The sequence below is a fragment of the Pseudooceanicola nanhaiensis DSM 18065 genome, from assembly GCF_000688295.1.
Taxonomy (GTDB): domain Bacteria; phylum Pseudomonadota; class Alphaproteobacteria; order Rhodobacterales; family Rhodobacteraceae; genus Pseudooceanicola; species Pseudooceanicola nanhaiensis.
Window position 1 is genome coordinate 119,936 of sequence record NZ_JHZF01000016.1, and the last position, 21,688, is coordinate 141,623.

General features: G+C 70.6%; 16 protein-coding genes. 11 read left to right on the forward strand and 5 right to left on the reverse strand.

Features of this window, described 5'->3' with window-relative positions; all coding sequences use genetic code 11:
* Positions 1-57 precede the first annotated feature (57 nt).
* Positions 58-1,878, forward strand: a complete 1,821-nt coding sequence (locus Q344_RS0119880) for an ABCB family ABC transporter ATP-binding protein/permease (protein ID WP_028288324.1) — start codon at positions 58-60, stop codon at positions 1,876-1,878.
* A 66-nt stretch (positions 1,879-1,944) separates the two neighbouring features.
* Here the strand turns inward: Q344_RS0119880 and Q344_RS0119885 are convergent, their stop codons facing one another.
* The 3 genes from Q344_RS0119885 to Q344_RS0119895 form a co-directional block, all read right to left on the reverse strand.
* The gene (locus Q344_RS0119885; RefSeq protein ID WP_028288325.1) at positions 1,945-2,784 is read right to left on the reverse strand and encodes a class I SAM-dependent methyltransferase; all 840 of its coding nucleotides are present in this window, start codon (positions 2,782-2,784) and stop codon (positions 1,945-1,947) included.
* A gap of 127 nt (positions 2,785-2,911) precedes the next feature.
* Positions 2,912-6,481, reverse strand: a complete 3,570-nt coding sequence (locus Q344_RS0119890; protein WP_028288326.1) for an efflux RND transporter permease subunit — start codon at positions 6,479-6,481, stop codon at positions 2,912-2,914.
* On the reverse strand, positions 6,478-7,785 hold the full coding sequence (locus tag Q344_RS0119895) for an efflux RND transporter periplasmic adaptor subunit (RefSeq protein WP_028288327.1): 1,308 nt from the start codon (positions 7,783-7,785) through the stop codon (positions 6,478-6,480). Before Q344_RS0119895 ends, Q344_RS0119890 begins: the two co-directional genes overlap by 4 nt.
* Positions 7,786-8,013: 228 nt before the next feature.
* On the opposite strand from Q344_RS0119895, the gene Q344_RS0119900 reads away from it, so the two are divergent.
* The 10 genes from Q344_RS0119900 to Q344_RS0119945 all read left to right on the forward strand — a co-directional run bounded on the left by Q344_RS0119900 (position 8,014) and on the right by Q344_RS0119945 (position 19,168).
* Positions 8,014-8,694: a tetratricopeptide repeat protein gene (locus tag Q344_RS0119900; RefSeq protein ID WP_028288328.1), complete on the forward strand. Its 681-nt coding sequence runs from the start codon at positions 8,014-8,016 to the stop codon at positions 8,692-8,694.
* A 16-nt stretch (positions 8,695-8,710) separates the two neighbouring features.
* Positions 8,711-10,075: an outer membrane protein assembly factor BamB family protein gene (locus Q344_RS0119905; protein WP_084178509.1), complete on the forward strand. Its 1,365-nt coding sequence runs from the start codon at positions 8,711-8,713 to the stop codon at positions 10,073-10,075.
* Between the two features lie 62 nt (positions 10,076-10,137).
* Positions 10,138-11,643 (forward strand): ribosome biogenesis GTPase Der, encoded by a 1,506-nt coding sequence (gene der, locus Q344_RS0119910; protein WP_028288330.1) that lies wholly within the window; start codon positions 10,138-10,140, stop codon positions 11,641-11,643.
* A gap of 111 nt (positions 11,644-11,754) precedes the next feature.
* Positions 11,755-12,633 (forward strand): LysR family transcriptional regulator, encoded by an 879-nt coding sequence (locus Q344_RS0119915; RefSeq protein ID WP_028288331.1) that lies wholly within the window; start codon positions 11,755-11,757, stop codon positions 12,631-12,633.
* A 96-nt stretch (positions 12,634-12,729) separates the two neighbouring features.
* The gene (locus Q344_RS0119920; protein ID WP_028288332.1) at positions 12,730-13,200 is read left to right on the forward strand and encodes a formate dehydrogenase subunit gamma; all 471 of its coding nucleotides are present in this window, start codon (positions 12,730-12,732) and stop codon (positions 13,198-13,200) included.
* Positions 13,197-14,732 carry an NADH-ubiquinone oxidoreductase-F iron-sulfur binding region domain-containing protein gene (locus Q344_RS0119925; protein ID WP_028288333.1) on the forward strand — a complete coding sequence of 512 codons (1,536 nt, stop codon included), beginning with the start codon at positions 13,197-13,199 and terminating at the stop codon, positions 14,730-14,732. Before Q344_RS0119920 ends, Q344_RS0119925 begins: the two co-directional genes overlap by 4 nt.
* Before the next feature lie 70 nt (positions 14,733-14,802).
* Positions 14,803-15,018: a DUF4287 domain-containing protein gene (locus Q344_RS0119930; RefSeq protein ID WP_028288334.1), complete on the forward strand. Its 216-nt coding sequence runs from the start codon at positions 14,803-14,805 to the stop codon at positions 15,016-15,018.
* 220 nt (positions 15,019-15,238) lie between these two features.
* Complete coding sequence (gene fdhF, locus Q344_RS0119935) at positions 15,239-18,157, forward strand: formate dehydrogenase subunit alpha (RefSeq protein WP_028288335.1); 2,919 nt, start codon at positions 15,239-15,241, stop codon at positions 18,155-18,157.
* Positions 18,154-18,963, forward strand: coding sequence for a formate dehydrogenase accessory sulfurtransferase FdhD (fdhD, locus tag Q344_RS0119940; RefSeq protein ID WP_036540102.1), 810 nt, complete (start codon positions 18,154-18,156; stop codon positions 18,961-18,963). The genes fdhF and fdhD overlap by 4 nt, the downstream gene beginning before the upstream one ends.
* Entirely contained in the window at positions 18,953-19,168 is a 216-nt protein-coding gene (locus Q344_RS0119945; RefSeq protein WP_028288337.1) for a formate dehydrogenase subunit delta, read from the forward strand. The genes fdhD and Q344_RS0119945 overlap by 11 nt, the downstream gene beginning before the upstream one ends.
* A gap of 153 nt (positions 19,169-19,321) precedes the next feature.
* Here Q344_RS0119945 and Q344_RS0119950 read toward each other — a convergent pair whose 3' ends face one another.
* Entirely contained in the window at positions 19,322-20,017 is a 696-nt protein-coding gene (locus tag Q344_RS0119950) for a hypothetical protein (RefSeq protein WP_229669233.1), read from the reverse strand.
* Between the two features lie 40 nt (positions 20,018-20,057).
* Positions 20,058-21,350: a serine--tRNA ligase gene (serS, locus tag Q344_RS0119955; RefSeq protein ID WP_028288339.1), complete on the reverse strand. Its 1,293-nt coding sequence runs from the start codon at positions 21,348-21,350 to the stop codon at positions 20,058-20,060.
* Positions 21,351-21,688 lie beyond the last annotated feature (338 nt).

A 21,688-nucleotide genomic window follows, 5' to 3' on the forward strand; every position in this document is an offset into this window, starting at 1 on the left:
TCGTGATACCCCGGATCATTCCGTCCGGCAAGAGCGGGGTGGCAAAGCGGACAGGCCATGCGCAAGGGACGATCCACCATCACCACGACCGACATGCCCGAGAACGGCTGGGCGATCATCCGGCGGGTCGGTCCCTATCTCTGGCCCGAGGACGAGCCCTGGGTGAAGCACCGGGTGGTCTGGTCGCTGGTCGCCCTGCTGGCGGCGAAGCTGATCGCCATCGCAACCCCGGTGTTCTTCAAGGGCGCGGTGGACGCGCTCGCGGGCGAGGGGGGCAGCGCCGAGTGGATCATCACGCTCGGCGCCGTCGGGCTGACGGTGGCCTACGGGGGCGCGCGGGCGCTGAACGTGGTGTTCCAGCAGCTGCGCGACGTGATCTTCGCCAAGGTGGGGCAGCGGGCCTTGCGGAAGCTGGCGCTCGAGACCTTCGAGCATATCCACGCGCTCTCGATGCGGTATCACATCACCCGGCGGACCGGGGGGCTGAGCCGGATCATCGAGCGCGGGGTCAAGGGGGTCGATTTCCTGCTCCGCTTCATGCTGCTGTCGATGGGGCCGCTGATCCTCGAGCTGTTCCTCGTGGCGATCATCCTCTGGTTGGTCTTCGACATCCGCTACCTGCTGGTCGTGGCGGGCGTGGTCGCGGCCTATGTCCTCTTCACCTTCAAGGTGACGGAATGGCGGGTGAAGCTCCGCAAGGAGATGAACGACCAGGATACCGACGCGAACCAGAAGGCGATCGATTCGCTGCTGAACTTCGAGACGGTGAAGTATTTCGGCGCCGAGCGGCGCGAGGCCGCGCGCTACGACGTCGCGATGGAGCGCTACCAGGTGGCGGCGCTGAAGACGGCCTATTCGCTGGCGTTCCTGAACGCGGGACAATCGGTGCTGATCACCGGCGGGCTTGTCGGCGTGATGGCGATGGCGGCGATCGGGGTGCAGTCGGGCGAGCTGACCGTGGGCGATTTCGTCATGGTCAACGCCTACATGCTCCAGATCACCATGCCGCTGAACTTCCTCGGCACCGTCTACCGCGAGATCCGGCAGGCGCTGGTCGACATGGGCGAGATGTTCGGCCTGCTCGACCGGCCGGCCGAGATCCGGGACAGGCCGGGCGCGCCGGCGCTGCAGGTTTCGGGCGGCGAGGTGACGCTGGAGGACGTGCGCTTCGCCTACGAGCCGGAGCGCGAGATCCTGAAGGGGATCACGATCCGGGCGCGGCCGGGAGAGAAGGTGGCGATCGTCGGTCCCTCGGGGTCGGGCAAGTCGACCATCGGGCGGCTTCTGTTCCGGTTCTACGACGTGACCGGCGGGGCGCTGAAGATCGACGGGCAGGACGTGCGCGAGGTGACGCAGGAGAGCCTGCACGACGCGATCGGCGTGGTGCCGCAGGACACGGTGCTCTTCAACGACACGATCCGGTACAACATTGCCTACGGGCGCGAGGGCGCCTCCTTCGAGGAGGTCCAGGCGGCGGCCCGGGCGGCGCAGATCCACGAGTTCATCGAGACGCTGCCCGAGGGCTACGACACGGTCGTGGGCGAACGGGGGCTGAAGCTCTCGGGCGGGGAGAAGCAGCGCGTGGGCATCGCCCGGACGTTGCTCAAGGATCCGCCGATCCTGCTGCTGGACGAGGCGACCTCGGCGCTGGACACCGAGACCGAGCGGGGCATCCAGACGGCGCTGGCGCGGGCCGGGCAGGGGCGGACGGTGCTGACCATCGCGCACCGGCTCTCGACCGTGGCGGATGCCGACCGGATCGTGGTGCTCGAGGCCGGGCGGATCGTCGAGGAGGGAACGCATGCCGAACTGCTGTCGCAGCAGGGCCGCTATGCCGGGCTCTGGTCCCGCCAGCAGGCCGAGGACGAGGCGGCCTGACCGGGGCCGGTGCGCGGCGCTCGCTCCCTCCGGGAGCCTCGCCCCGCCCGCCGTCCCGTGGCGCCTTCAGGCGGTGGCGGTGACGATGTTGATCGTGGCGGGGATCCGCAGGCCGTCCGGGCCGACGTAGGGGCCGAGAGCCGCGCGCAGGGTGTCGAGGATCGCGGCGCGGTCCGTGTCGGTGCCGTCCATCGCGCGCATCATGCCGGGGATCGGGCCGATCCCGGCGGCGAGCGCGATGGCCTCGTCGAGATCCGCGAGGGGGAGGGTGGTGTCCTCTGGTGTCACCGAGACGCCTGTCCAGCCGGCGGCCCCGAGGATGCGGCGCACGCGGGCCGGGTCGCGGAAGGCGAGCGGGCCTGGGGCGTCGGGATCGCCCTGCGGCGGCGTGCCGAGGCGGTCCGTGGCGGCGGCGCGGGGCAGGGCGAACCAGGGGTTCCGCGCGGCCTCGGCCCAGGTGGCGCAGGCGAGGCGGCCGCCGGGGCGGAGGGCGGCACGGATATTGGCGAAGGCCGTCACGGGATCGTCGAAGAACATCACGCCGAAGCGCGAGAGGCAGAGGTCGAAGGGCGGGGCTTCGGGCCGTTCGGACTGGATGTCGAGGAGGGCTATTCCGGCGTTCGGGGTGCCGGCGAGCGTCTCGCGGGCACGGGCGGCGAGCGGTTCGGAAATGTCGAGGCCGAGGACGCGGCCCCGGGGCCCGACGGCGCGGGCCGCGGCGAGGGTGGTCGCGCCCGCGCCGCAGCCGATGTCGAGCACGGCCTCGCCGGGGGCGGGGCGGGCGGCGTCCATCAGGCGTGCGAGGACATTGGACTGGAGGCGGTCGAGCAGCGCCTGACGGTCGGCCCAGAGCCGCCCCGGGGCGGCGTTCCAGAAGTCGCGTTCGGATTGGTTCGGGGCGGGCATGGCGGTCTCCTCCTCGCGCGGCGCGGCCCGGGCATCGAGCCCGGCCCGCGCCGGCCTCCGGCGGGGATATTTATGGCAAGAGGAAGCAGGGGACGCCACGCCTGTTCCGGGCGCGGCGCCGGGGTTCTCACTCGGCGGCCTTCAGCCGGCCCGTGCCCTGGGCGACGATCCGGGCCTCGGGGCCGTCGTCGTCCCAGATGATCTCGGGCGATCTGACCCGGCGGGCGGCGCGGCGGAGCGCCCAATCCTCGGCGGCGCGGCTGCCGCGGCCGAAGGAGAGGCGGGCGAGCAGGCGCGCCATCCAGCGGAGGTAGGTGCCGGCCCAGACCCGCAGCGCGAGCATCGAGGGCGTGAAGACCAGCGTCAGCACCGTCGCGATGCCGAGGCCGAAGACGACGGCCGTGGCCAGCTGCTTCCACCAGAGCGCGGTCGGGCTGTCGATCGAATAGCCGCCGCCGAAGAAGTCGAGGCTGAGGCCCAGCATCATCGGGGCGAGGCCCGCCATCGTGGTGATCGTGGTCAGCAGCACCGGGCGGAGCCGGTCTTCGGCGGTGCGGATGATCGCCTCGATCCGGGGCATGTAGCCGGAATATTCCTGGTAGGTGTCGATCAGCACGATGTTGTTGTTCACCACGATGCCGGCCAGCGCGACGATCCCCGTCCCGGTCATGATGATCGAGAAGGCCTGGTCCATCACCAGCATCCCGATCAGCACCCCGGCGGTGGAGAGCACCACCGCCAGCAGCACCAGCACCGAATTGTAGAACGAGTTGAACTGCGCCAGCAGGATGATGAACATCAGCGCCAGCGCGGCGGAGAAGGCGGTCATCAGGAACTGTTCGGATTCGGCCTGGTTCTCCATGTCGCCGGTCCATTCCCACTCGATCCCCGCGGGCAGGTCCGCCTCGGTCTCGAGCCAGGTGGAGAGGGTCTCGATCCGTTCGGCCGGGGTCATCGGCGCCTCGTTCCCGCCGGGCCCCTCGACCGTCAGGCCGGGCGCGACGCCGGCCTTGATGTCGAAGAACCGTTTCTGGCCGATGCGCTTGATCTGGGCGAGCTTCGCGACGGGTTCGCGGGTGATGAAGTTCGACAGCGGCACGAGGCCGTCCTGCGTGCGCACCTTGAGGCTGTCGAGGGTGGCCAGGACCCGGTCCTGTTCGGGCAGGCGGACGCGGATCTCGACCTCCTCGTCGGAGCTGTCCACCGACATCGTGTCGAGCAGCAGGCCCCGGGTCACGAGCTGGACCATGGCGCCGACGACGGCCACGTTCGCGCCGTAGCGGCCGGCCTTCTCGACATCGACGTCGATCTGCCAATCGATGCCGGGCAGGGGCAGCGTGTCCTCGACCAGGGTCAGGCCGCGGGTCTCGTCGAACTTCGCGCGGACCTTCTGGGTGGCGGCGATCAGCTCGTCCCAGTTGTCGCCCTTCACCCGCAGGTGCAGCGGCTTGGCCGAGGCCGGGCCCATGGCGGCGTTCAGGATCTCGACCTTGATGCCGGGGATCGTCTCGAGACGCTCGGTGAGCTCGGCCAGGACGACGTCGCCGTCGAGCTCGGAGCGGTCCTTGCGGTCCTCCCACGGCACGATCTCGAGCTGGATCTGGCCCACGGTGTCGAGCGGCGGTTGCGCGCCGCCGGTGTTGGTGTCGAGCCCGCCCTCGCCGGCAAAGGCGAAGGCCGAAAGGACGCCGGGATGGTCGAGCACCATCGCCTCGGCCTGCTGCACCAGCGCGTCCTTCTGGGCGAGCGAGAGGTTGCCGCGGGCGCGGACATAGACGATGGCCTGTTCGGGCTCGCTCTCGGTGAAGAATTCGACGCCCTTGCTGTTGGCCCCGTAGGTGGTGAAGGTCATCACCACGAAGGCGACGACGGCCGCGATGGTCACCAGCGGCATCACCGGGTTGGCGGTGAGCGCCTTGATGAACCAGCCGAAGGGGGTCCGGCGGTGGCCCGCACGGATCCGGGACCGGCGCCAGTGGAGCTTGGCCGACCCGAGCGTGATCGAGGCGAAGGCGCAGGCGGCGAGGAAGAGCACGAGGCCGGGCAGGTGCGCGAGCGGGCCCTGCGAGATCTCGTCGGTGCCGGTCAGGTAGCCCGGGTTGATCGAGAGCATCGCGCCGAGGAACATCGCGTAGATCGCCACCGGCACGAGCGCGGCGCGGACGAGCCAGGGCAGGCGGCGCTGCATCCAGGCCGAGGCCCGGCCGAAGGCGCGCGAGATCCGGCCCGAGACGCCGCCGACGACCGGCAGGTAGATCATCACGACGATCAGCGAGGCGCAGAGCACGAAGATCAGCGTCACGGGGAGCATCCCCATGAACTCGCCCACGACGCCGGGCCAGAAGAGCATCGGCAGGAAGGCGCAGAGCGTGGTCGCGGTGGACGAGATCACCGGCCAGAACATCCGCTTGGCGGCCTCGACATAGGCGTGCATCGGGCCGGTGCCCGCGGCGATGCGGGTGTCGGCGTATTCGGTGACGACGATCGCGCCGTCGACCAGCATGCCGACGGCGAGGATCAGGCCGAACATGACGATGTTCGAGATCGTGATGCCCATGATCCCGAGCAGGACGAAGCAGAGCAGGAAGGAGGTCGGGATCGCGAAGCCGACAAGCAGGGCGGGGCGCGGCCCGAGGGCGGCCAGCACGACGATCATCACCAGCGCGATGGCGGTCAGGACCGAGCCTTCGAGCTGCTGGACCATGGAGCCCACCACCCGGCTCTGGTCGTTGGACGTGCCGACGTTGACGGCGGATCGCAGCTCCTCGGGCCAGTCGGCGGAGGCGTCGCGGACGACCTGCTTCACCTCGTTCACGGTATCGATCAGGTTGTAGCCCTTGCGCTTGACGACCTGCAGCGCGACCGTCGGTTCCCCGTCGAACCGGGCGGTGCCCTTGCGGTCCTCGAAGGTCAGGCGGATGTCGGCCAGCTCGCCCAGAGTGACGGTGCGGTCGCCGTTGCGCTTCACCGGCAGCGCATAGATGTCGCGGGGTTCGTCGAAGCTTCCGGGGATCTTGACCGAGAAGGTGCCGCCCTCGCTCTCGATCTCGCCCGCGGCGATGAGCTGGTTGTTGTTGGTCACGACCGAGATCAGCTCGTCCGCGGTGACGTTGTAGGATTCCAGCCGCAGCGGGTCGATGATGACCTCGACCATCTCCTCGCGGTTGCCGGCGATCCCGGCCTCGAGCACCGCGTCGAGCGCCTCGACCTTTTCCTGCAGCGCCTTGGCGACGTTCGTCATCGTGCGTTCCGGCACCTTGCCGGTCAGGTTCACGATGATGATCGGGAATTCGGAGAAGTTGATCTCGTTGACCGAGTACTTGTCGAAGCCGGCCGGGAACTTCGACTCCGCCGTCGACATGGCGTCGCGCACGTCGGCCATGGTCTTGGTCTTGTCCCAGCCGAACTCGAATTCCAGCGCGACCCCGGCATAGCCCTCGGCGGCGGTGGAGGTCATCTTGTCGAGCCCGTCGAGATCGGCGAGCTCGGTCTCCATCGGCTTGACCAGCAGCGTCTCGGCATCCTCGGCCGAGATGCCGGGGAAGGGGACCGAGATGAAGAGCGCCGGGATCTCGATGTCGGGCTCGCCCTCCTTGGGCAGGTTCACATACGAATAGGCTCCCGCGGCGAGCGAGAGCACGATGAAGGCCAGGATCATGCGGGCGCGCGAAGCGGCCCAGTCGACGATTCCGGTCATTGGGTCGGCTCCTGATAGGTCGGTGCCACGGGGACGCCGGTGACCACGTATTCCTGTCCGATGATGATGACGTCGGCCTGGTCGGGCAGGCCGGTCAGCCAGATGCCCTGCGCGGTGTCGCGCATCACGTCGACGGGAACGAATTCCGCCATGTTCTCCGCGCCCACGATGCGCACGCCGAGCGTGCCGTCGTCGTCGAGCGTCAGGGCCGATTGCGGCAGCAGGTGCGCCTTGGCGCCCGCGGCCTCGATCCCGATCTCGACCGTCTGGCCGTCGCGGATCGAGAGGTCGCCGTTCGGGACCGTGATCTCGACCCGGAAGGTGCGGGTCTGCGGATCGGCCGAACGGGAGAGGAAGGTGACCTCGCCGATGACCTCGCGGCCGCCCGCCGCAAGCCGCGCGCCGGCGCGGGCGCCGGGCGTCACGCGGTCGACCTCGGTCTCGGGGATGTAGCCCACGAGCTTGATCGGATCGAGCTGGATGACCGTGGCGCAGAGGCCGCCGGTCTGCAGCAGCGAGCCGATCTCGGCGGTATCCGATTCCAGGAGCCCCCCGAAGGGCGCCTCCATCGTCAGCCGGTCGATCTCGCGCTCGGCCGATGCCACGCCGGCCTCGGCGGCCTGGATCGCGGAGGTCACGGTCGAAAGCCCGGATTCGGCCGAGGCCAGTCCGGCCTCTGCAGAGCGCACCGCCGCGGTGGCCGAGGCGACGCGGGTCTCGGAGGCATAGCCGCCCTCGGACAGCTTCTGCGCGGCGTTCAGGTTGATGCGCGCTTCATCCAGCCCGGCCTTCGCCTCTTCGACGCGGGCCTTCGAGGTCGGAACCGAGGCGCGCGCCTCGGACAGCCGCGCCTGCGCCTCGGAGAGAGAGGCCTCACGGGTGCCGGGGTCGAGCTCGCAGAGCACGTCGCCCGCGGCGACCTCGGAGCCCTTGCGGCGCGGGTCCGAGACCACCCGGCCGGAGGTCTCGGCCCGGACCTCGACCTGGCGTGCGGCCTCGGTCTGGCCGCGCAGCACGACGGCGCCGTCGATCTCGCGTGCGGCAGAGCGGATCGCCACCACGCCCACGGGCTTCTGCGTCTCCGCGGCCGCCTCCGGGGTCTCGGTTTCCGCGGGCGCCGCGGCGGCGTCCTGCGTGGCGGGCTGTTCGGTTTCCGCGGGCGGCGGCGTGCTGCCCTCGGCGATCTCGACCGCTTCCTCGAAGCTCGCCCCGTTTGCGAAGGCCACCAGCGCGTCGCGGTAGAGGATTGCAACCGCAAGGGCCGCTGCGACCACGATGGCCGTAAGGACAGGGAGCAGGCGCATGTGCTAATCCGGAGTTATCGAGGAGCCAGGACGTATTACGGCCCGAAATATGAGGTGGATGACGCGGCGCAAGGCCGGGCCGGGGCATTTCTAAACCATTCTGTTCAGATTAGACATTTCTGCAACGCCGCGCAAGGCCGTGCGCATCGGGCGGGCGCCCTCTGGGCAGGTATTGGCAGGGCCGGGTCAACAGGTTAAGAGAGGCCCGAAATCAGGGGAGAACGCCGCGTGAGCCAGTCTGACAGCTTCATCGAGGAAGTCACCGAGGAAGTCCGCCGCGACCGCCTGTTCGCGACCATGAAGCGGTTCGGCTGGATCGCCATCGTCCTCGTGCTGCTCATCGTCGGTGGTGCGGCCTACAACGAATACCGCAAGTCGCAGGAGCGCGCCTCGGCCGAGGCGCTCGGCGATGCGCTGCTCAACGCTCTGGATCAGGACAGCGCCGAGGAACGCGTCGCGGCGCTGAACGCGGTCGAGACCGACAGCGCCGGGCAGGAGGCCGTCGTGGCGCTGCTGGAGGCTTCGGAAGCGGCCAGCGCGGGCGATCCCGCCAAGGCGTCCGACCGTCTGATGGCGGTCGCAGAGCGCGAGGACCTGCCGCGCATCTACCGCGACCTCGCCCGGTTCAAGGCGCTCGGCATGAACGCCGCCGCGATGGAGCCCGCCGAGCTTCGCGCCGGCTACGAGGCGCTCGCCGCCCCCGGCGCGCCCCTGCGGCTGCTCGCGCTGGAGCAGGTTGCGCTGACCTACGTGGCGGAAGGCGACACGGAACAGGCGGTCGAGGTGCTCGAGTCCGTGCGCAGCGACGCCGAGGTGACCTCGGGCTTGCGTCAGCGCGTGTCTCAGTTGATGGTGGCGCTCGGCGAGGACCCGGCGGCCGAGGATACGGCCGAACCGGTCAATGACTAAAGAGGGGCCGCGATACATGGCTGAGGCAGGGGTACTTTCGCGCGCGCCGCTTGGCGCGCACCTGCGGTTCGGGCTCAGGGCGGGGCTCGTGGGCTCGCTGATCCTGCTCGCCGGCTGCGGCGAGAACGAGGTTCTGCTGCCCGGCAAGCGGGAAGATCCCCGCGCCGTCCTGCAGACCGAGGGCCCGGACGAGGCGCAGGCGCCGAACCGTGCCGTCCCGATCCGCCTGCCGGCACCCTCCGTGAACGCCGCGTGGCTGCAGGGGCCGGGCACGCCCGCGACGCGCAACACGCACCCCGCGCTCTCGGCCGCACCGCAGCTGATCTGGTCCGCGCCGATCGGGGCCGGTGACGGGCGCCGCCAGCGCATCACCGCCGATCCGGTGGTCTCGGGCGGCCGCATCTACGCGATGGATTCCGAAAGCCAGGTCACCGCGACCTCGACCGGGGGCCAGACGCTCTGGTCCCGCAGCCTCGTGCCGGCGCGCGACGGGGCGACCGACGCGGTCGGCGGCGGGCTGGCGCTCGGCGGCGGCAAGCTCTTCGCGACCTCGGGCTTCGGTGAACTGACCGCGATGGATGCCGCGACCGGCGCGATCCTCTGGCAGCAGAAGCTCGACTCGGTCGGCAACGGCGCGCCGACCTACATGAACGGCGTGGTCTACCTCGTCGGCGGGGACGGCACCGGCTGGGCGGTGGACGCGGGCAACGGCCGCATCCGCTGGCAGCTTGCCTCGGCGCCCACGATCAACGCGCTGGTCGGCGGTTCGGCCCCGGCGGTCACCGACACCTTCGTCATCTTCCCCTATGCCTCGGGCGAGATCACCGCGGCCTTCCGCGAGGGCGGCCTGCGCCGCTGGGACAACGTCGTCGCGGGCCGCCGCCCCGGCGTCGCCCGCGCCAACGTCAACGCCGTCTCGGGCGATCCGGTCGTGGTCGGCGACACGGTCTACGCGGGCACCCTGTCGGGGCGGCTCGCCGCGATCGGGCTCGGCAACGGCGAACCCGCATGGACCGCCGGAGAGGGCCCGCTCTCGCCGGTGACCGTGATCGGCGGCTCGGTCTTCCTGATCTCGGACCGCAACGAGCTCGTGCGCCTCGACGCCGCGACCGGCGAGCGGATCTGGGGCACGGAACTGCCCTTCTTCACCCGCGCGCGGCCCCGCAAGCAGGCCGAGATCTTCGGTCACTACGGGCCGGTCGTCGCGGGCGGACGGGTGATCGTCGCCTCGAACGACGGCCAGCTGCGGTTCTTCGATCCGACCAACGGCGCGCTGGTCCGCAGCATCGAGATCCCCGGCGGCGCGACCTCCGATCCGGTGGTCGCGGGCGGCACGCTCTATGTGGTATCGGCCGACGGCAAGCTGCTGGCCTATCGCTGAGCGCTTTCCGCGGCCGGGCGAATGGTGTATCGGGGCGCTTCGGCAGAAGCGGAGTCTGAGCCATGTCCTTCACCCTCGCCATCGTTGGCCGTCCCAACGTCGGCAAATCGACGCTCTTCAACCGGCTGGTCGGGAAGAAGCTGGCGCTGGTCGACGACCAGCCCGGCGTGACCCGCGACCTGCGCGAGGGCGAGGCCCGGCTGGGTGACCTGAAGTTCACCGTGATCGACACCGCGGGGCTCGAGGAGGCCACGGACGAGAGCCTGCAGGGCCGGATGCGCAAGCTGACCGAGCGGGCGGTGGACATGGCCGACGTCTGCCTCTTCCTGATCGACGCCCGTGCCGGGGTGACCCCCACGGACGAGGTCTTCGCCGAGATCCTCCGCAAGCGCGCCCCCCGCGTGGTGCTCGGGGCCAACAAGGGCGAGGGGTCCGCGGCCGATGCGGGCGTGCTCGAGGCCTACGGTCTGGGTCTCGGCGAGCCGGTGCGCCTGTCGGCCGAACATGGCGAGGGCATGGCCGATCTCTACGCCGCGCTGATGCCGATCGCCGACGGCTTCGCCGAGAAAGCCGCCGCGGCCGAGGAAGAGGCCCCCCGCACCGACATCACCGTCGAGGAGGACGAGGCCGAAGAGCTCTCCGCCGAGGCGGCCCGCGAGGCGGAGGAAGCCTGGCGCCCCTCCGCGCGGCGCCCCCTGCAGGTCGCCGTGGTGGGCCGTCCGAACGCGGGCAAGTCGACGCTGATCAACCGGATCATCGGCGAGGACCGCCTGCTGACCGGTCCCGAGGCCGGGATCACCCGCGATTCCATCTCGCTCCCGATCGACTGGGAGGGCGTGCCGATGCGGATCTTCGACACCGCGGGCATGCGCAAGAAGGCCAAGGTGCAGGAGAAGCTCGAGAAGCTCTCGGTCTCCGACGGCCTCCGCGCGGTGAAATTCGCCGAGGTGGTCGTCGTCCTGCTCGACGCCGCCATCCCCTTCGAACAGCAGGACCTCCGCATCGCCGACCTCGCCGAACGCGAGGGCCGCGCCGTGGTGGTGGCCGTGAACAAATGGGACCTCGAGGAGGATCGCCAGGCCAAGCTCGCCGGCCTGAAGGAGGCGTTCGACCGCCTGCTCCCGCAGCTGCGCGGCGCGCCCCTCGTCACCGTCTCCGCCAAGACCGGGCGCGGCCTCGACCGGCTGCACAAGGCCATCGTCAAGGCGCACGAGACCTGGAACCGCCGGGTCACCACCGGGCAGCTCAACCGCTGGCTGACGGGGATGCTGGAACAGCACCCGCCGCCCGCGCCGCAGGGCCGCCGCATCAAGCTTCGCTACATGACCCAGGCCAAGACCCGGCCGCCGGGCTTCGTGGTGATGTGCTCGCATCCCGACAAGATGCCCGCCAGCTACACACGCTACCTGGTGAACGGCCTGCGCGACACGTTCGACATGCCCGGCACGCCGATCCGCCTGACGCTGCGCGGGCAGGGCGCCGCCAACCCCTACAAGGGCAGGAAGAAATCGACCCCCTCGCGCCTGCGCAAGCACCTCGGCAAGCCGGCGCACGGGTCCCGCGGCTGAGATGACCCGCCGGTCGCCCGCTTCCTCTTGCCGGAAATATCCCGGGGGGAGTCGGCCGCAGGCCGGCGGGGGGCTGGCCCCCCTGCCACCTCTCCACCCCGGCGCGCACCCATGATCGACAAGCTCGAAATGCTCATCGCCCTCGCGCGCGAGCAGCATTTCGGGCGCGCGGCCGAAAGCCTCGGCATCACCCAGCCCACGCTCTCGGCCGGCATCAAGCAGCTCGAATCCCAGCTCGGCGTCCAGCTCGTCTGGCGCGGCTCGCGCTACGGCGGGCTCACACCCGAAGGCGCCCGCGCGCTCGACTGGGCGCGCCGCATCGTCGGCGACGCCCGCACGCTCCGCGAAGAGATGCGCGCGGTCCACGAGGGGCTGGCCGGCACGCTGCGGATCGCCGTCGTGCCGACCGCGCTCACCGTCGCGGCCCGGCTGACCTCGAGCTTCTGTGCGGCGCATCCGGGGGTGCATGTCTCGATCCTGTCGCGCTCCTCGGTCGAGATCGTGTCGATGATCGAGAACCTCGAGGCGGATGCCGGTGTGACCTATCTCGACAACGAACCCCTCGGGCGGATGGTCAGCGTGCCGCTCTACCGCGAGGAATATCACCTCGTCTGCCCGTCGGATGCGCCGCTGGCCGGGCGCGCCGCGGTGGAGTGGGGCGATCTGGCGGGCCTGCCCCTCTGCCTGCTGACCCCGGACATGCAGAACCGCCGGATCGTGAACCAGCGGCTCTTCGAGGCGGGTGTCGTGCCCGAGGTCCGGGTGGAATCGAACTCCACCGTCGTGCTGATGAGCCACGTGGCGACCGGCGGCTGGTCCACCATCCTGCCGCGCGAGATGGCGGAGTTCCTGGCCGCCGGGCGCCGGGTGACCTCGGTGCCGATCCGGGGCAGGGGGGCGCATGCCGTGGGGCTGATCGCGCCGTGGCGCGAACCCCATACGCCGGTGCTCGAGGCGCTGATCGAGGCGGGCGGGCGGCTGGCGGTTTGATAGATATTATCTATCAACTGACGGAATTGCGATATTGATTCACCGCGTGATGCGGCGCAGAAGGGGGGCGAACCAGCCACCTCGTCCGAGGCCGCCATGCCAGTACATTCCCCCGACACCGCCGAGATCGACCGCATCATCGCCGCGCATGTCCATCTCGAAGGGCCGATGCTGCCCATCCTGCATGCCCTGCAGGCGGCGTTCGGCCACATTCCCGAAGCCTCCGTCACCCGGATCGCCGAGGCGCTGAACCTCGGCCGGGCCGAGGTGCATGGCGTGATCTCCTTCTACCACGATTTCCGCAAGGCCCCCGCGGGCGCCCGCACCCTGCGCATCTGCCGCGCCGAAGCCTGCCAGGCGCAGGGCGGGGCCGCGCTCGAGGCGGCGGCGCAGCGGCTCACCGGTCTCGGCTGGGGCGAGACCTCGGGCGACGGCAGGGTGACGCTCGAGCCGGTCTATTGCCTCGGTCTCTGTGCCTGCGGGCCCGCGGTCCAGCTCGACGGCACGCTGCACGGTCGGGTGGACGCCGCCCGGCTCGACGCGCTCCTGGCGGAGGGCGCGGCATGAGGCTCCGGCTCAGGCTCCCCGCCGACGCTGCCGCGAAGGCGCTCGGCGCCGAGGCCGTCGCCGCGGCCGTGCTGCGCGAGGCCGCCGCCCGCGGGATCGAGGTCGAGCTGACCCGCACCGGCACCCGCGGCATGATCTGGCTGGAGCCGCTCCTGGAGGTCGAGACGCCCGAGGGCCGCAAGGGCTTCGGCCCGCTGCTGCCGGGCGAGGTTGCGGCCCTTTTCGACGTCGGGTTCGGGGACCATCCGAAGGCCCTCGGCCTTGTCGAGGAGATCCCCTGGTTCGCCAAACAGACCCGCCTGACCTTCGCCCGCTGCGGCCGGATCGATCCGCTCTCGCTCGTGGAATACGGCGCCGATGGCGGCCTTGCCGGCCTCCGCCGCGCGCTCGGGATGACCGGCGAGGAGATCGTCGCCGAGGTGACGGAAAGCGGGCTGCGCGGCCGTGGCGGCGCGGGCTTCCCGACCGGCATCAAGTGGGACACGGTCCGCAAGGCCGGAGGCCCCCGCAAGTACATCGTCTGCAACGCCGACGAGGGCGACAGCGGCACCTTCGCCGACCGGATGCTGATGGAGGGCGATCCCTTCTCGCTGATCGAGGGCATGGCGATCGCCGGGCTCGGGACCGGGGCGGAGACGGGCTTCGTCTACCTCCGCTCGGAATATCCCGACGCCATCGCCGTGATGACCCGCGCGGTGGAGATCGCCCGCGGCGCGGGGATCCTGGGCGGCGACGTCCTCGGCTCCGGCCGCGCCTTCGACATGGAGATCCGGGTGGGCGCCGGTGCCTATGTCTGCGGCGAGGAGACCTCGCTGCTGAACTCGCTCGAAGGCAGGCGCGGCGTGGTCCGCGCCAAGCCGCCGCTGCCCGCGCTCGAAGGCGCCTTCGGCAGGCCCACCGTGGTGAACAACGTCATCTCGCTGGCAACCGTCCCGGTGATCTTCGAACGCGGCGCCGCGCATTACCGCGATTTCGGCCTTGGCCGGTCGCGGGGGACGATCCCGCTCCAGATCGCGGGCAACGTCGCCCGCGGCGGCCTCTTCGAAACCGCCTTCGGCATGCCGCTCGGCGAGATCGTCGAAGAGATCGGCGGCGGCACGCGGTCCGGGCGCCCGGTCAAGGCGGTGCAGGTCGGCGGCCCGCTCGGCGCCTATTTCGGGCCGGACCGGTTCGACACCCCCTTCGGCTACGAGGAATTCGACGGGCAGGGCGGGCTGATCGGCCACGCGGGCCTCGTCGTCTTCGACGACAGCGCGGACATGGGACAGTTGGCCCGCTTCGCGATGGAGTTCTGCGCGGTGGAAAGCTGCGGCAAATGCACCCCCTGCCGGATCGGCGCGGTGCGCGGCGTCGAGACCATCGACCGCATCCGCGCGGGCGACGCCGCGGCGATCCCGCTGCTCGAGGACCTCTGCGAGACGATGCGCGACGGCTCGCTCTGCGCGCTCGGCGGGTTCACCCCCTACCCGGTGCTCTCCGCCCTCCGCCTCGCGCCCGAGGATTTCGCCCCCGAACGGGAGGCCGCGGAATGACGCGCGCCGCTCGTCCCCTGCGGGGACATCGCCCCGCCCGCCATCCCGTTTCCCGGCCCGGAATGCTGTCATGAACGACAAGGTCAAAGGTCCCGCCTCCTACTTCCCCTCGATCGAGAAGAAATACGGCCAGCCGGTCGAGCACTGGCTCGCCCTGATCCGCGAACGCGCGGACGACCAGCGCCACATGGAGATCGTCGCCTGGCTCAAGTCGGACCACGGCCTCGGCCATGGCCACGCGAATGCGCTTGTCGCCCACGAACTCGCCCGGCGGAAGAACGGGTGATGCGCCACCGCCGCCCTGTCGCGCCGCGTCCCCACCTTCCTCTGGTCCATGTATCCCGGGGGAGTCGCGGCTCTGCCGCGACGGGGGCAGAGCCCCCGTACACCCTAGATCTGTCGCGCATCGCGACGGGGGCAGAGCCCCCGTACACCCTTGATCTGTCGCGCATCGCGACGGGGGCAGAACCCCCGTACACGCCCGCCACCCTTCCGGAGGCCCACCCATGAAAGACTTCATCCTCCCGCCCAAGGACTGGGACATGGGCACGCCGCTGAAGACCGGCGCGCCCGTCAGCCTCACCATCGACGGTTTCGCGGTCACCGTCCCCGAGGGCACCTCGGTCATGCGGGCCGCGGCCGAGATGGGTCTGCGGATCCCGAAGCTCTGCGCCAGCGACAATATCGAGGCCTTCGGCTCCTGCCGTCTCTGCGTGGTGGAGATCGAGGGCCGGCGGGGCACGCCCGCCTCCTGCACCACGCCGGTGGCCGAGGGGATGGTGGTGCACACCCAGTCCTCCCGGGTGAAGAAGATCCGCCGCGGCGTCATGGAGCTCTACGTCTCCGACCATCCGCTCGACTGCCTGACCTGCTCGGCCAACGGGGATTGCGAGCTGCAGGACATGGCCGGCATGGTGGGCCTGCGCGACGTGCGCTACGCGGCGGGAGAGAACCATTACGCCCGCACCTCCGGGACCCTCGCGCAGGGCGACCGCCGGGCGCGCGCGCCCGAGGGCGAGGCGAACCCGCGCTACATCCCGAAGGACGACAGCAACCCCTATTTCACCTACGACCCGTCGAAATGCATCGTCTGCTCCCGCTGCGTCCGCGCCTGCGAGGAGGTTCAGGGCACCTTCGCCCTGACGATCGAAGGCCGCGGCTTCGAGAGCCGGGTCTCGGCCGGCGCCGCCGGGGACGATTTCCTGACCTCGGACTGCGTCTCCTGCGGGGCCTGCGTGCAGGCCTGCCCGACGGCGACGTTGCAGGAGAAATCGGTGGCCGAGCTCGGCACGCCCGACCGCTCCGTCATCACCACCTGCGCCTATTGCGGGGTGGGCTGCTCCTTCAAGGCCGAGCTGAACGGCGACGAGCTGGTGCGCATGACCCCCTATCGTCACGGCAAGGCCAACCGGGGCCATTCCTGCGTGAAGGGCCGGTTCGCCTATGGCTACGCCGCGCACAAGGACCGCATCCTGAACCCGATGATCCGGGAGCGGATCGAGGATCCCTGGCGGGAGGTTTCCTGGGAGGAGGCGCTCTCTTTCGCCGCGACGAAGATGCGCGGGATCCAGGACGCCCATGGCAAGAAGTCGATCGGGGTCATCACCTCGTCGCGCTGCACCAACGAGGAGACCTTCCTCGTCCAGAAGCTCGCCCGCGCGGTCTTCGGCAACAACAACACCGACACCTGCGCCCGGGTCTGTCACAGCCCGACCGGCTATGGCCTCGGCCAGACCTTCGGCACGTCCGCCGGGACACAGGATTTCGACTCGGTCGAGCACACCGACGTGGTCATCGTCATCGGCGCCAACCCGACGGACGGGCATCCGGTCTTCGCCTCGCGGCTGAAGAAGCGGCTGCGGCAGGGGGCGAAGCTGATCGTCATCGACCCGCGGCGGATCGACCTCGTGAAATCCCCGCATGTGCAGGCGGCGCATCACCTGCCGCTGCGGCCCGGGACCAACGTGGCCGTGGTGACGGCGCTGGCGCATGTGATCGTGACCGAGGGGCTCTTCGACGAGGCCTTCATCCGCGAGCGCTGCGACTGGGACGAATTCCTCGCCTATGCGGAATTCGTGAAGGACCCGCGCCATGCGCCCGAGGCGAACGAGATGCTCACGGGCGTCCCCTCGGCCGAGCTGCGCGCCGCCGCCCGGACCTTCGCGACGGGCGGAAACGGGGCGATCTACTACGGGCTGGGCGTCACCGAACATTCGCAGGGCTCCACCACCGTGATGGGGATCGCCAACCTCGCGATGCTGACCGGCAACATCGGCCGGCCGGGGGTCGGGGTGAACCCGCTCCGCGGGCAGAACAACGTGCAGGGCTCCTGCGACATGGGCAGCTTCCCGCACGAGCTGCCGGGCTATCGCCATGTGAAGAACGCCGACGTGCGCGAGATCTTCGAGAGCCTGTGGGGCGTGGAGATCGACCCCGAGCCGGGGCTGCGCATCCCCAACATGCTGGACGCGGCCGTCGACGGGACCTTCCGCGGGCTCTATTGCCAGGGCGAGGATATCCTGCAGTCGGACCCGGACACGAAACATGTCGCCGCCGGACTCGCGGCGATGGATTGCGTCATCGTGCATGACCTCTTCCTGAACGAGACGGCCAATTACGCGCATGTCTTCCTGCCGGGCTCGAGCTTCCTGGAAAAGGACGGGACCTTCACCAATGCCGAGCGCCGGATCAACCGGGTGCGCAAGGTGATGGCCCCCCGGAACGGCTACGAGGACTGGGAGGTGACGCAGGCGCTGGCCAATGCCATGGGCGCGGAGTGGCACTATACCCACCCGGCGCAGATCATGGAGGAGATCGCGGAGACGACGCCCTCCTTCGCCGGTGTCGATTACGCGCTGCTGGAGGAGAAGGGCTCGGTCCAGTGGCCCTGCAACGCGGCGCATCCCGAGGGCACCCCGCTGATGCACGTGGACGGCTTCGTCCGGGGCAAGGGGCGGTTCATCGTCACCGAATACGTGGCGACGGACGAGAAGACCGGGCCGCGCTTCCCGCTCCTGCTGACGACGGGGCGGATCCTGTCGCAGTACAACGTCGGCGCCCAGACCCGGCGGACGGCGAACGTGGTCTGGCACGGCCAGGACGAGCTGGAGATCCATCCGCACGATGCCGAGAACCGGGGTCTGAAGACCGGCGATTGGGTGAAGATCGCCTCGCGCTCGGGCGAGACGACGCTCCGCGCTCTGGTGACGGACCGTGTGTCGCCGGGCGTGGTCTACACCACCTTCCACCACCCGGACACGCAGGCCAACGTGATCACCACCGATTACTCGGACTGGGCGACGAACTGCCCGGAATACAAGGTGACGGCGGTGCAGGTCTCGCAATCGAACGGGCCTTCGGAATGGCAGGAGGATTACGCCGCGCAGGCCGAGATGGCCCGGCGGATCCTCCCGGCGGCGGAATGAAGGGGGTCGCTTCGTCCTCGATGAAAGCGTGGCGCGGCGGGCGGGTGCTCGGCGCGACGCGGGTGCTGCCGGAGGAACGGCCCGTCGCCATCGTGGCCCAGCAATCGTCGGTGGCGGTGATGATGTGCTCGCCGGCGGACCTCGAGGATTTCGCGGTCGGGTTCTGCCTGACGGAGGGGATCGTCACGGACCTAGGCCAGATCGAGAGCCTGGAGATCGCGGAGCAGGATCGCGGGACCGAGCTGCGGCTCTGGCTCGCCCCCGACCGGGCCGAGGCGCTGGCGGCGCGGCGGCGCTTCATGGCGGGGCCCGTGGGCTGCGGCATGTGCGGGATCGACAGTCTCGATCAGGCGCTGCGGGCGGTGCCTGCGGTCGGGCCGGGGCCGGTCTTTGCGGCGGACGAGATCGCGGGCGCGCCCGAGGCGATGCGCGCGCTCCAGCCGATGCACGACCGTGCCCGGGCGGTCCATGCGGCGGGGTTCCTCGTGCCGGGGCGGGGGATCGTCGCGGCGCGCGAGGACGTCGGGCGGCACAATGCGCTCGACAAGCTGATCGGGGCGCTGGCGCGGGAGGGTGCGGACCCGGGCGCGGGGGCGGCGGTGCTGACCAGCCGGGTCTCGGTCGAGATGGTGCAGAAATGCGCGATGGCGGGGATCCCGGCGATCGTGGCCGTCTCGGCGCCGACGACGCTGGCGGTCGAGGTGGCGGCGGGCGCGGGCCTCACGCTGGCGGCGGTGGCGCGGGACGGCGGCTTCGAGCTCTGGTCCGGGGCGGAGCGGATTGCAGGAGGGGACGATGTCGCCTGAGAAACTGGTGCGGATGGCGAACCAGATCGCCACCTTCTTCGAGACCCAGCCGGGCAACGACGGCGCGGAGCGCGTGGCGGCGCATCTGAAGGATTTCTGGGAGCCGCGGATGCGGGTGGCATTGCTCGCGCATGTGGATGCCGGGGGCGCGGGGCTGAAGCCGCTCGCGCTGCAGGCGGCCGACCTGCTCCGGGAACGGGCCTGATCCAATTGCGCGCTGCCGCGCATGCCTTGATCTGCCAGCGGTGAGGCGACGCGCCCCTCGGGCGTGGTTGCGGCCGGGATCGCGCGATCTTCGCCGAGAGGCGCCCGAGGGAGGGCTCTGCCCCCTCGGGACGCCTGTTCCGGTGTGCCCGCCTCAGGTGGTGCGGCGGCCGGGGAAGGTGAGGATGGCGAGCAGGACGAGGCCGAGGGTGGCGAGGCCCATCATCACCCATTGCGGCGGCGCGATATTGGCCGCGAAGACGCCGATCAGCGCCCAGCCGAGGCCGAGGGCGTAGAATGGCTCGGCCCGGCGCAGCAGCGTCACGGCGCCGATCACGATGGCGACGCCCAGCAGGATCGGGTGCAGGAGCGGCTGGCTGCCCGCGCCGAAGCCCGTCAGCGTGATCGCCAGCGACACGCAGGCGGCTGCCGTCAGCCAGCCCGCGAAGAGCCCGAGCGGCGCGGCGAGCCAGATGTTCTCATCGCGCGGCGCGCGGAGCAGGGCGGCCAGGGCGCAGGCCAGCATTGCCCAGATCAGCACCGTGGCCCAGAAGGGCGACACGGTGGCCACCGGCAGCCATGCGGTGCCGAAGCAGAGGCTGAGGAAGAGCGGCCAGCGCGTCCGGTCCCAGCCCGCATCCTCGGCGCGCTGCGTCAGCCCGTAGACGGCGCTGACGATCAGCCAGGCGTAGATCACCAGCCAGACCGAGAAGGTCCAGCCGGGCGGCTGGATCAGCGGGTCCGGCTGCGGGACCGGGAACTGGTCGGGACGGTAGCCCGCGAAGGGCGGCGAGATGAGCGGCGCGACGGCAAACGCGATCGCGGCGGTCAGGACCAAGATGGCTTTCATGCGTTCCATGCTTTGTTAACGCACGGAACGCCTGTCCGGATCAAGCGAGCGTGCCGTCCGCCGTCAGGGTCAGCTTGCCGCCGAGATAGGGGCCCAGCACCTCGGGCAGGACGACCGAGCCATCCGCGCGCTGGCCGTTCTCGAGCACCGCGATCAGGCAGCGCCCCACGGCGAGGCCCGAGCCGTTCAGCGTGTGGACGTAGTCGGGCTTGCCGCCGCCCGCGGGACGGAAGCGGGCGTTCATCCGCCGCGCCTGGAAGTCGCCGCAGAGCGAGACCGAGGAGATCTCGCGGTAGGTGTCCTGACCGGGCAGCCAGACCTCGATGTCGTGGGTGCGGCGCGCGCCGAAGCCCATGTCGCCGGTGCAGAGCACCACGGTGCGGTAGGCGAGGCCCAGCTTCTCGAGGATGCCCTGCGCGCAGGCCGTCATCCGGTCGAGCTCGGCCAGCGACTGGTCGGGATGGGTGATCGAGACCATCTCGACCTTCTCGAACTGGTGCTGGCGCAGCATGCCCGCCGTGTCGCGGCCCGCCGAGCCCGCTTCGGAGCGGAAGCACTGGGTGTGCGCGACATGCCGGCGGGGCAGGGAGGCCTCGTCCACGATCTCGTCGTTGACGAGATTGGTCAGCGTCACCTCGGCGGTCGGGACCAGCCACCAGCCGTCCTCGGTCCGGTAGCTGTCCTCGCCGAACTTCGGCAGCTGGCCGGTGCCGACCATCATCTCCTCGCGCACCAGCACGGGGGTCCAGGTCTCGGTCAGGCCGTTCTCGTCGACATGGGTGTCGAGCATGAACTGCGCCAGCGCCCGGTGGATGCGGGCCACCGCGCCCTTCAGCACCACGAAGCGGGCGCCCGAGAGCTTGGCCGCGGCCTCGAAATCCATGCCGGGGATCACGCCGGGCAGCTGGTAATGCTCCTTCGGCGCGAACTCGAGCGCGGGGGGCGTGCCGTGGCGGTGGATCTCGACGTTGTCGGCCTCGTCCGCGCCGTCCGGCACGTCGTCCAGCGGCAGGTTCGGAATGCCCATCAGAAGATCGGTGAGCTGCGCGTCGAGCGCCTTGGCCTCGTCGTTCAGCGCGGCGACCTGCGCCTTGGTGTCGGCGACCAGCGCGCGGAGCCGTTCGAACTCGGCCTCGTCGCCCTTCGCCTTGGCGGCGCCGACCTGCCTGGAGGCGGCGTTCTGCGCGGCCTGTGCGGTCTCGGCCGCGTGGATCTTCGCGCGGCGCGCCTCGTCGAGGGCGAGGATGTCCGACGACAGGGCCGAGGCTCCACGGCGGGCAAGCGCGGCGTCGAAGGCAGCCGGGTTGTCGCGGATCTGGCGAATGTCGTGCATCTTCTGTCTCCCTCGTGGGTCGGATTCGTGCGGCGGTTATGCATGGAAAGGGGGAGGGGGTAAACGGTGCGGGCGGAAAGCCCGGGGCCCGGGCCGAGCGGCGCGCGGCGGGCGGTCGTGCTCTCGGGCCGGACCATGAGGGTGCGGGCTGGGGGCCGTCATCCTCGGGCCCGCCCCGGGGATCTCATGCGGGCAGCTCTCCGGAGACCCGGGAGGCCGCCCGTCCGCGCCCCCGGAAGGCGACACTCCGCCACGCCTGCCTCTCCCCGCGGCAGGCCCCTTCCCGCCTTGCATTCCACCCCTTCCACACATAGGTTCCGCCAAACTTTCGCGGGGGG

Bases quoted from the DNA above. Each gene is read 5' to 3' on its own strand.
- Q344_RS0119880 (WP_028288324.1), top strand. From the start codon at position 58: ATGCGCAAGGGACGATCCACCATCACCACGACCGACATGCCCGAGAAC.
- Q344_RS0119885 (WP_028288325.1), bottom strand. From the start codon at position 2,784: ATGCCCGCCCCGAACCAATCCGAACGCGACTTCTGGAACGCCGCCCCG.
- Q344_RS0119890 (WP_028288326.1), bottom strand. From the start codon at position 6,481: ATGACCGGAATCGTCGACTGGGCCGCTTCGCGCGCCCGCATGATCCTG.
- Q344_RS0119895 (WP_028288327.1), bottom strand. From the start codon at position 7,785: ATGCGCCTGCTCCCTGTCCTTACGGCCATCGTGGTCGCAGCGGCCCTT.
- Q344_RS0119905 (WP_084178509.1), top strand. From the start codon at position 8,711: ATGGCTGAGGCAGGGGTACTTTCGCGCGCGCCGCTTGGCGCGCACCTG.
- der (WP_028288330.1), top strand. From the start codon at position 10,138: ATGTCCTTCACCCTCGCCATCGTTGGCCGTCCCAACGTCGGCAAATCG.
- Q344_RS0119915 (WP_028288331.1), top strand. From the start codon at position 11,755: ATGATCGACAAGCTCGAAATGCTCATCGCCCTCGCGCGCGAGCAGCAT.
- Q344_RS0119920 (WP_028288332.1), top strand. From the start codon at position 12,730: ATGCCAGTACATTCCCCCGACACCGCCGAGATCGACCGCATCATCGCC.
- Q344_RS0119925 (WP_028288333.1), top strand. From the start codon at position 13,197: ATGAGGCTCCGGCTCAGGCTCCCCGCCGACGCTGCCGCGAAGGCGCTC.
- Q344_RS0119930 (WP_028288334.1), top strand. From the start codon at position 14,803: ATGAACGACAAGGTCAAAGGTCCCGCCTCCTACTTCCCCTCGATCGAG.
- fdhF (WP_028288335.1), top strand. From the start codon at position 15,239: ATGAAAGACTTCATCCTCCCGCCCAAGGACTGGGACATGGGCACGCCG.
- fdhD (WP_036540102.1), top strand. From the start codon at position 18,154: ATGAAGGGGGTCGCTTCGTCCTCGATGAAAGCGTGGCGCGGCGGGCGG.
- Q344_RS0119945 (WP_028288337.1), top strand. From the start codon at position 18,953: ATGTCGCCTGAGAAACTGGTGCGGATGGCGAACCAGATCGCCACCTTC.
- Q344_RS0119950 (WP_229669233.1), bottom strand. From the start codon at position 20,017: ATGAAAGCCATCTTGGTCCTGACCGCCGCGATCGCGTTTGCCGTCGCG.
- serS (WP_028288339.1), bottom strand. From the start codon at position 21,350: ATGCACGACATTCGCCAGATCCGCGACAACCCGGCTGCCTTCGACGCC.